This window comes from Psychrobacter sp. A3 (genome assembly GCF_028823565.1).
GTDB lineage: Bacteria > Pseudomonadota > Gammaproteobacteria > Pseudomonadales > Moraxellaceae > Psychrobacter > Psychrobacter celer.
In genome coordinates, this window is record NZ_JAPEHS010000087.1 from 1 (window position 1) to 10,131 (window position 10,131).

Here is a 10,131-nt window from a genome sequence, read left to right on the forward strand (position 1 = left end):
CAATTTTAGCGATCAGCAGTGCCTATTTGCGAATGTTCAACACGCCCTAAACTTACAGCGATTAAGCGTTGATTAAGATTTAACCATTGGCGGCGCTTTAATCGTTACTGTCGCACTGACGTCATTGTTATCATCTAGCAAATCCATGATTAACTCGTCATCCGTGTCAGTCTTTACCTGCCAATTGCCTGTCGCTTGTGGTACGCCAGTAGCCATGACAGAGATGGCTTTGTTTTTTAGGCGAATCATTGGCGGTTTATGATCATAGCCGTCATGTGCCACCCCTAAGATATCATCCGCAATGGTCGCCGCCTGTGCGCGCAGCGGGGCGACATAACGGCAGGCAACGCCATTGATAGACATACAATCACCGATGGCATAGATATTTGACGCTTGCGTACGTAAGGTGGTGGCATCCACCACGATACCAGTCCGGCGATCAAACTCTACCCCTGCAGCAGTGGGCAGTCTAGCATCGACCGTGAGGCCAGTACTGGCAATCACATGATCGACGACCAAAGGCTCGGATGACTGAGCGGCCGCGCTGCCAGCACTGTCTGTCACTGGCGCATAGCGGACGTGTAGCTTGCCGTCCTCCTGACGCGTGACACCCGATACTTGATAACCACCCAAAAAATGAATACCTTGGGACTGGACCGCCGCCGCGATACGAGCGGACGCTTTTGCTGGTAGCATTTGTGATAAAGGCGCGTCATTTAAATCAATCAAGGTGACTTCATGTCCAGCTTTGAGTAAATCTTCGGCGATTTCTGTCCCCACCATACCAGCGCCAACGATGGCGACATGCTGACTGCCTGCTGCCAGCTTTTCTTGTAGCTGACCGAACTGCTCGATATGATTGACATGCCAGACCAAATCCTCCGGCAGGCTCTTTGGAAAAATCGGCTGCGCGCCCATCGCCAGTACCAACTTGTCATAGCTGATGGTGGCATAATTGGTATAAACAGGGTCAGCGCGCAGGGCAGAGACCAGCTGCAACTGCTGCGTAGCGGCGTCAACATCCGTGACCTGCGTGTTGGCCAGCAGATTGACGTTTGCCGCCTTGGCAGCGTCAGCGCCAGTTGCACGTACCAAATCTGCCGCCCGCTTGTTTTGGCTGATGGCCATTGTCAGCATTGGCTTATGGTAACGATCGCCATTATCCGCTGTGATGAGAGTAATGGCGATGTCTTTATCTTTTGCTCGAATGGCATCGATGACGTGCCAACCTGCCAAGCCGGCACCAACGATGACGATGCCTTGGTTTTCCGCTGACGCATGGTTTTCAGTATGTAAAGGGTTTTTAGCATTGGCAGGGTTTGTTGAGTTTGCGAGGGTGTCGGCATTTTCTATGCTCATAATAGCTCCAATATAATGTATAAACTTTTCATTGTCGGTATCTTGAGCGCTATTGTAGCAGTAAACAGTCATGCACTCATCTACTTGCTTATCCCCCCGCTACTGGACCGTTATGGCCAAAAAAAACCAAAAAAAAGCGCCTAAAATCATAGACGCTTTTTGGCAAATGCTTAGGGCTCATTGAGCAGTCTCTACATCAAGGCGCTAAAGACGCTTTTTGGCAAATGCTTAGGGCTCATTGAGCAGTCTCTACATCAAGGCGCTAAAGTAGCAGCAAAAACTTTGCCATTAATGATTTAAAATCTTGGACAAAAAAAGCTGGGCGCGCTCACTTTTTGCCCCTTCAAAAAACTCATCTTTGCTACAGTTTTCGACGATATGACCTTCATCCATAAAGATAATGCGATTGGCGACCTGACTGGCAAAGCCCATCTCATGGGTCACACACATCATGGTCATGCCATCACGAGTCAGCTCGACCATGACGTCAAGCACCTCTTGAATCATCTCAGGATCAAGCGCCGAGGTTGGCTCATCAAATAGCATCGCCACAGGGTCCATCGCCAGCGCACGGGCAATCGCCACGCGCTGCTGCTGACCACCTGATAGCTCGGCGGGATATTTGGGTGCCTGCGCACTCAGTCCCACGCGATCTAGATAAGCCATGGCTTTTTGTTTAGCCTCAGACTCTTTACGGCCCAGCACCTTGATTTGCGCGACGGTTAAATTGTCGATAATGGTCAAATGCGGAAACAACTCAAAATGCTGAAACACCATACCGACACGGCTACGTAGCTTGGGCAAGTTAGTCTTAGGTGCACCAACAGAGACACCATTGACCATAATCTCGCCTTGTTGAAAAGGCTCAAGCCCGTTGACCGTCTTAATCAGCGTTGATTTGCCACTACCCGATGGCCCGCAAACCACGACGACATCGCCTTTGTGTACATGGGCGGTGCAGTCAGTCAGCACTTGAAAATCGCCATACCATTTACTGACATTTGCCATCTCAATGACCATCTCATCACTGGCATGACCATTATTGGTGACCAGACCGCCAAAGGCATTTAAATACGTATCAGCATTGTTCATTATTGGCTCCTAACCACATTATCTTGATAATCATTGTTTAAAAATTTCGTCAACCGCGACCGCGCAGTCTAGGGTGTGTCAGAACCGCAAACGCTTTTGTAGCTGCTGCACGCCCATAGACGCACTTAAGCTAATGACAAAATAAATCGCACCAGCGCCCAAGATATAAGGCGTCAGAAGTCCCATTAGCTCACCGCGCACGTAGGCTGCGCGGAAAAAATCCGTCAAACCAATAGCAAACACCAACGTCGTATCTTGGAATAAAATAATACACTGCTGCAAAATCAGCGGCAGCATTTTGCGAAAGGCTTGCGGCAAGATAACCAAACGCATGGTCTGCCCATAAGTCATGCCCAGCGCTTGGGCAGCATTGACCTGCCCGCTACCGATCGATTGAATGCCAGCACGCACCACCTCAGAAAAATACGACACGCCGCATCGAGCTGTAGATACTTACCCGCGATCCAAAAATAAATCATCGGTACAGCAAAATAAAACCACAAAAGCACCAGCAGCAAGGGCACCGAGCGAAAATAATTCACATACAGTTTTGCTGGTATCTCAAGCACTTTGATACCCGATAAACGCATCAGCGCCAGTATCGTTCCCAAACTGATACCGCCCAAAATCGCCAAAAACAATACCTTAAGCGTGGTCAGCATGCCGCCCATCAACCCAGGATAGGCAGTGGCAAGCTCAGTCATCATATTCATTTTTGACCTCCTGCAATCAGCCCAGGCACGCGTAGTTTGCGCTCGATCAGTCCCATTATCGCGATTAAGGACAAGTTAAATACCAAGTAGATAATCGTCGCGTAGGTATAGAGCTCAATGCTGTTTTGCGTGTATTCACTGATGGTTTTGGTTTGGCTAATCAGCTCCATCACCCCAACGAGCGAGGCGACTGAGGCGTTTTTAAAGCAGTTGGTCAGCTCAGAGCTGAGCGGCGGCAAGATGATACGAAAGGCTTGCGGCAGTAGGACTTCTTTGTAGACTTGCGGGATGCTAAAGCCGAGCGCATAGGCGGCATTGACTTGGCCATCTGGTAGCGACTCGATACCCGTGCGCACCTGCTCGACGATACGGGCGGCAGTAAACAGCCCCAAACCGATACTCGCCGAGAGCATGGCTGAGGTATTGGGCGACAGGTCTTTATACCACCATTCTTGTATCGTCGGTGTCAGCCAACCAGGGGCGATATAAAACCAAAAAAACAGCTGTACGAGTAATGGTATATTACGAAAAAACGTCACGTAAGCAGTACCAATCGCTCGCGCCGTCTTGCTCGGCAACGTGCGCATGATGCCTAAGATGGTGCCGACGATCATGGCGATGGCCCAAGCGATACTGCCAATCAGTAGCAGCCAGCCAAGACCAGTAATCATCCAATGGATATACAGCTCGCTACCGATACCGGTCTGCTCAAACAGCACACCCCAGTTCCAGCTATAATTCATGGTTGTCTCTCCAAGCAGCGATAAAAGAGCCTATGCGTCAAACAACACATGACGTACGCATAGGCCAGCTAGGGTTTGGGACAACGATTACTGTGCTGGCGCCGCTTTTGGCTGCGCACCATCGTGCGGGTTGGCAATCAATGCCTTTAGGTTGTCAGACATCTCAAAGTTGAGATTGACGTTTTTTGGCGGGATTGGGTTCAAGAACCACTTATCATAAATGCTATTGATTTCGCCTGAGCTAAAGACATTGACCAAGGCTTCATCGACCACCGCTTTAAACTCAGGGTCGTCTTTACGCATCATACAGCCATAGATCTCAAACGATTGCGGCTCACCGACGATGACCCATTCATCTGGGTTTTTGGCTTTGGCTTTTTCGCCAGCGAGCAGCACATCATCCATCATAAAGGCGTCAGCGCGGCCGTTTTCTAACATCAAAAACGCCTCGCCATGATCTTTTGCTGAGATGATGTTGATGTCCATCTGATTGTCGTCATTATATTGACGGATATAGCGCTCTGATGTCGTGCCAGCGGTGGTGACTAGCGTCTTACCTTTTAAGTCGGCAAAGTCATTGATACCGGAGTCTTTTTTGGTCAACAGACGCGTCCCAATCTCAAAAAAGCCATTGGAGAAGGCCACTTGCTTTTGGCGCTCTTCGTTGTTGGTGGTTGAGCCACACTCAAAGTCCACAGTACCGTTTTGTACCAAGGGAATACGCGTCTGCGAGGTAATAAGATTATAGCGGACATTAAGATCAGGCATATTGAGCCTTTGTTTGACGGCCTCGACGACTTTCATCTCTAGGTCGTGGGCATAGCCTATCGGCTGATTTGGGTCGTCCGCGATATAAGAAAAAGGAATAGAAGAGTCACGGTGACCGACCACGATGGTGCCTGAGTCTTTGATTTTTTGTAGCGTGCCGTTTGCTGCACTGGTCGCGGTACCCGCCTCATCGGCAGGCGCTGTCTCATTGGTCGCTTGGTTGCTGTTATTACACCCAGCGAGGCCAAACGCCATAAAGGCCGCTAGGGTCAAGCTCTTAGAGAGAGGTTTGGAAGATAGATAGCTCATGAGATACATCCTTTTTATCACATTATCACTAAATTAAACGAGTGCTTGGACGATAAAGGGTTTATAAATCATCCCCTATCGACTGACTGGTTGTCATGCACCCTTGTCGTTATTGCTATTGTTTATCACAATGCAACTTAATGTTACTGTACAACAAAATTGCAACGGGCGATAAACTTTTTTGTGCAAAATATAGAATGATGGTCTTTGGCGATTACCCATCTAGCCCGCGACGGCCATCAGAGATAATTGATAAGATTGATAAATACGCAACAATCCCCATAAAGTTAGCAACTTCTCAATGACATAAGCCAGTTATGACTCAAGATACTCAAGCACCAAATACTGACACCCAAACCACCAGCTACAACGACATTCGCCAACGCTTTTTTATTGAAGACTCGCCTGTACGCGGTGATGTGGTGCGTCTATCGCGCAGCTATGCGACCACGATTGCCCAAAAGCCCTATCCTGAAGCGATTAAACGCTTATTGGGTGAGATGATGACGGCAGCAAGCTTGCTGATCAGCACTGTCAAAATCAACGGCCGGCTGTCTATCCAGCTGCAGTCCTCAGACCCTGAGAGCCTGCTCAATTGGGCGATGGCGGAGTGTGACCAAGACGGCATCATCCGCGCGCTTGCCAGCTGGAAGGCCGACACCGACGCGCAAGCACAAGCGTGGGAGAGCATGACCACAGCCAAAGACGCTTTTGCGGAGCTTGGCGCGATGGGCCAAGGCGTATTGTTTATCAATATTCAGCCTGACGGCGGCGACTCTTATCAAGGTATCGTCGAGCGTAGTCATGACAACTTGGCAGACTGCTTGGCGCACTATCAAAAGCAGTCCGCGCAGATTCCAACGCTGATCAACTTAGCATCAGACGGCCTACAAGCTGGGGGTATCTTGGTACAAATGTTGCCACGTACCGCTGAGGAAACCTTTGAGGTCGAGCAAAACCAAGATGCCGGCATCGATGATGACCTATGGCCGCGCTTAAACGTCCTCACGCGTACGCTAAAAGCAGAAGAGCTGACCACACTCGATACCAGCGAGATTTTATACCGCTTGTATCATGAAGAAAACATCGTGGCACCTGAGCCTGTGGCGCTATCATTTGGCTGTACTTGCTCACGCGAAAAGTGCGAGACAGCCATCGAGCAAATCGGTGAAGCAGAAGCGTGAGTTTGAGATGGACTGCGGTTTTTGCGGTGAGATCTATCCGTTTGATAAAGACGATGTGACCGCTATCTTTGCTAAATAGGCGGTATCTGGTAAAACACCTCTCAATAAAAAGCCCTCAACATAAAGTGTGAGGGCCTTTTTTTATGATGCTTTGCTTAGCAAAGGCAATCTAGCCTAACCTACCTTTATGCCATCAGTCCCAGACTTTTGGGATAAGAATATATCCGCGGCTGCTCGGCGTAGTCACTGTGGCCATTAGCTAACAGCCACGCCACTACTTGCTCGCGCACCCGTCTACTATGAATCAGATTCATATGACTGACGCCATAAAACAGTGCTTTATGCCCGTCAGGGACAAACAAAGCATGTTCGGCATCATCTTCTCCAAGCGCTGAGGCGACAGAGACCAGACCATCGCCCAGCAGGTGTGTCATCTTCGAGTCATAATGGGTCTCGACCAATGCACTGGCGACAAAATACGTCTTGATACCACTTGGCAAGCGCGCAGGATGCCGAAAGTCTTGCGGCAGCACACTACGACCCTCCAGCGCTCGCCAGTCTGCATCGCGAATACTACCGTAACGCAGATCAATGATACCCGCGCTGCGCATCTCGCCCAACTTGGCAAGCGATCCTGCAAACGGCAGCTTGGCGATGATATCCTGTACATGATGACCGATACGCTCTAGCACCGCGCCGTGGTGCGGTGAGCCGAGGGTGATGAGGTTGCCGGCCCGCTTGACCCAAGCCAGATGGTCTTGCTCGCCATAAAACAGCGCACTGCGAGCAACCAAGCCGCCCATACTGTGACCGACCAGATCGATCTGACTGATATTGGGATGCTGCTCGATCAAATCTTGTAGCAGCTGGCACAGCTTACGGCCACTACGCGAGATACGCCGCCCCGTATTATAATCAAGGTACAGCACTGTCGCTTCAGGCTGACTGCGCGCGATGGCCTCCCCCAGATGATTGCCTTCTGCGGATTGCCAACTGAGATGACTCATACATAAGCCATGACATAAGATTACCACTCGCCCTGAGAGCGTCGCTAACTGCGTATCACCATTGCCATCATAGAGCTGCATCGGTATGGCAAGTGCGTTTTTATGATTGACCAGATGATCACCCATCACGCCGTTTAGCACATTGACCAGTTTTTTTAGGGTATCGGGCAACGGCTGAGTGTTTTTTTGGCGCATCATGGTTTTGTAGATACGCAGCACCGTGGCCAGATTGTTGCCCACCAGTAGCATGACTTGGCGTATGGTGCCATATATACGCCCCGTGATACCCCGTTGCCAATTGTTAAGGTGGTTTTCATTAAACCGTCCCAAAGGGCGTAAAATCACCTCGCGGTGAATGGCTTCCACAATCTCTGTCACCTCCACCACGCCCATCGTCGCCAGCTGCGCAAGCCCTTCAAAAAAATCGGCGTACAGCACAGGATGTGTCGTCACGGCATTGGCATCATCGGCTTGCAGTTTGATGATTTCGTCGATATCGATGGCGGCTAGCTGATCGATTTGCTCATACAGGTCGCTATGCGGCGCTACTGTGTGCTCTGTGGCGGCAGTCTCTGAGGCAAAATGCGCGGCCAGCTCATGACCTGCTTTATCTGAGCTATCAGGCCTCATGCTGTCTTTATAAATAATCTCTACACTGTCCATAGTGTTACTCGTTAGTGCGTTCATAAAATGGACACATTTGGTCAAAAGATATTTATATACTAGCCTGTAAACGCTTGCAATAGAAAAAAATGATGTAACCGGTAGCCGCTTTACGATAAAACGTCGTGACATCTGCCGCTACTCACAGAAAAAAACCCCAAGCCAGCGCTTGCGGTTTTAGCTAACATCACTATCCGTATTTATAATCACCGTGCCGCCGCTTTACCATCGCAGCCGTTCACTATTTCAGCCATTTCACTATCGTAGCCGAGTCATCCAAGCGCTCTAAGTAAATGATTCTGCCAATATGACATCGCCATCTTCGCGAGTAATCATCACGGTGGCCGAGCGCGGCGTACTACCTCCAGCCACCGCGCCCCATGTGTTGCCAGGATGCTGAATGTTGATAAATAACGTTTTAAAATCTGGCGTCATGGTGATGCCTGTCACCTCACAGCCTTCAGGACCGACAAAAAAACGTTTGATATTGTCATCACGGGCGGGCATTCCGACGCGGGTTTGCTGGCCTGCTGACGTCGTGATGGTAGTACCATCGCTGACTTTGCCCGGTAATGCCGCAAGCAGCATACAGCTGGTAGTGTCGGTATACGCACCATCATCCGTTTGAATCCATAATACCCCGCGCGGATCAAAGTACAAACCATCAGGAGAAGACAGATCATTGCTAGCACTTAACTGCGATAAATTCTCTGCGGACAAGTTACTTGGTGCACCAAACAGATAGATATCCCACTCAAAACTGGTTGCGGCATGATCGCCGCCTGCTTCGGCCCAGCGAATGATATGACCATTATCATTTCCGCGGGATTCGTAGCTGCGCGGGTTGGCTGCTGAGAGAGGCTGATCCTCACGCTCGCCGCGATATTTGTTGTTGGTCAAGGTCACATACACCTCGCCTGTCATGGGGCTCACCGACACCCATTCTGGTCGATCCATCTTGGTCGCACCCAAGGCATCGGCGGCAGCGCGCGCAAAGACCAACACCTCATCTTGCCCAGCAAAGGGCAGCTCAGCATTGCTCGCATCAAGTCCATTTTGTCCATGGACCAGTGGCCGCCACTCGCCGCGACCGTCTTCGTGAAACACCGCCACATACAGCGTGCCTTCATTTAGGTATTTGTCGCCAGCTTTTAGGCCACCGCCGATATCTGCATTGGACCATAATGCCTTTGAGACAAACTTATAAATATACTCGCCGCGCGCATCATCCCCCATATAAAACACCACAGGTTTACCTGACTCGACGGGCGCATACGCACAGTTTTCGTGTGCAAAACGACCGAGTGCCGTGCGTTTTTGCGGTGCTGAGTGCTGATCAAAAGGATCAATTTCGGTGATGTAACCAAAGGTATTAAAGCCATTGCGATAATCCTCAGTAGCATCAGTGCCTGTCGCGGTCATATCCCAGCGGGCAAACTCATCAGCTATGATTTCATCTTTGGCATAAGGCGTATGCCAAAGATACTCCCAGCCAGAGAAGTTTTCGCTGGCCCCATAGCGCTCACGCCCGTAGTTATGACTTGTGCTTAGCTGCTCGGCGTCTTGACCACGCGCAAATACGCCCAAGAAATTTTCTTCTGTCGTCAGATAGGTACCCCACGGCGACAGTCCTGCGCCGCAATTGTTGTTAATGCCGCGCGTCTGAAACCCTGTTGGATCAAACTTTGTCTTGACCAAATCAGAGCCTGCCACAGGACCCGTCAGCTGGGCGGGCGTACTGCTGGTGATACGGCGATTGTATTTTGAATCTTTGACCATCTCATAACCCATCCCATCGGCACGGCGCGTCATCTCAACGACAGCGACCCCGTGGCAGTTGACCTCGCGGCGCACATCACTGGCCAGACGACGGTTTTGATAAATGGGTGCCGCATTGTTATCCGAGATGACGTGATAACCAAATGGGCTAAGCTCGCTGCTATTGACATACTCATGGTTCATGACCAGTAGGCCATTCTCTGAGGCTTTGGCATCGTAGGTATTGCCTTTTTTGCCAAAAAACCACATGCCATCATGGTTGTCGCCCATACGCCACTCAAACGACTCAGCGGACTGCTCACGGCTGTCCTTCCAGTCGGCGATACCAGACATCAGCGGTGTCCCTAGTGGCAATATCATCTCTGCCTGATAGCCTTCCGCCACACTCATGGTATCGGCTGTCGAATGCGCCACTGCAGTGAATTTTAGGGTGTCGGGACGTTTGAGATCCCCTTGTGCTGGGATGGCGGCTTGGTCATCGTCGCTGGGCAGGCGAGATGGGCTGTCGTCATCG

General features: G+C 50.4%; 6 protein-coding genes and 2 pseudogenes. 1 reads left to right on the forward strand and 7 read right to left on the reverse strand.

Going from position 1 to position 10,131, the window contains the following annotated elements; translation table 11 throughout:
• Window positions 1–72: 72 nt before the first annotated feature.
• The 5 genes and pseudogenes from NK638_RS10440 to NK638_RS10460 form a co-directional block, all read right to left on the reverse strand.
• Complete coding sequence (locus NK638_RS10440; protein ID WP_274632976.1) at window positions 73–1,359, reverse strand: FAD-dependent oxidoreductase; 1,287 nt, start codon at window positions 1,357–1,359, stop codon at window positions 73–75.
• Between the two features lie 288 nt (window positions 1,360–1,647).
• Entirely contained in the window at window positions 1,648–2,379 is a 732-nt protein-coding gene (locus NK638_RS10445; protein ID WP_192995975.1) for an amino acid ABC transporter ATP-binding protein, read from the reverse strand.
• Between the two features lie 150 nt (window positions 2,380–2,529).
• A pseudogene (locus NK638_RS10450) lies at window positions 2,530–3,164 on the reverse strand (ABC transporter permease subunit).
• Window positions 3,161–3,907 (reverse strand): amino acid ABC transporter permease, encoded by a 747-nt coding sequence (locus NK638_RS10455; RefSeq protein WP_274632977.1) that lies wholly within the window; start codon window positions 3,905–3,907, stop codon window positions 3,161–3,163. Before NK638_RS10455 ends, NK638_RS10450 begins: the two are co-directional and overlap by 4 nt.
• A gap of 87 nt (window positions 3,908–3,994) precedes the next feature.
• A complete protein-coding gene (locus NK638_RS10460) occupies window positions 3,995–4,984 on the reverse strand; it encodes a glutamate/aspartate ABC transporter substrate-binding protein (protein WP_274632978.1) in 990 nt (329 codons plus the stop codon).
• Window positions 4,985–5,301: 317 nt separating this feature from the next.
• Here NK638_RS10460 and hslO point away from each other — a divergent pair.
• A pseudogene (gene hslO / locus NK638_RS10465) lies at window positions 5,302–6,247 on the forward strand (Hsp33 family molecular chaperone HslO).
• Window positions 6,248–6,353: 106 nt separating this feature from the next.
• Here the strand turns inward: hslO and NK638_RS10470 are convergent.
• Together NK638_RS10470 and NK638_RS10475 are read right to left on the reverse strand one after the other, a co-directional pair.
• Window positions 6,354–7,862, reverse strand: a complete 1,509-nt coding sequence (locus NK638_RS10470) for an alpha/beta fold hydrolase (protein ID WP_274632979.1) — start codon at window positions 7,860–7,862, stop codon at window positions 6,354–6,356.
• 261 nt (window positions 7,863–8,123) lie between these two features.
• A partial coding sequence (locus NK638_RS10475) for a PhoX family protein (protein ID WP_274632980.1) occupies window positions 8,124–10,131 on the reverse strand: 2,008 nt, incomplete at its 5' end.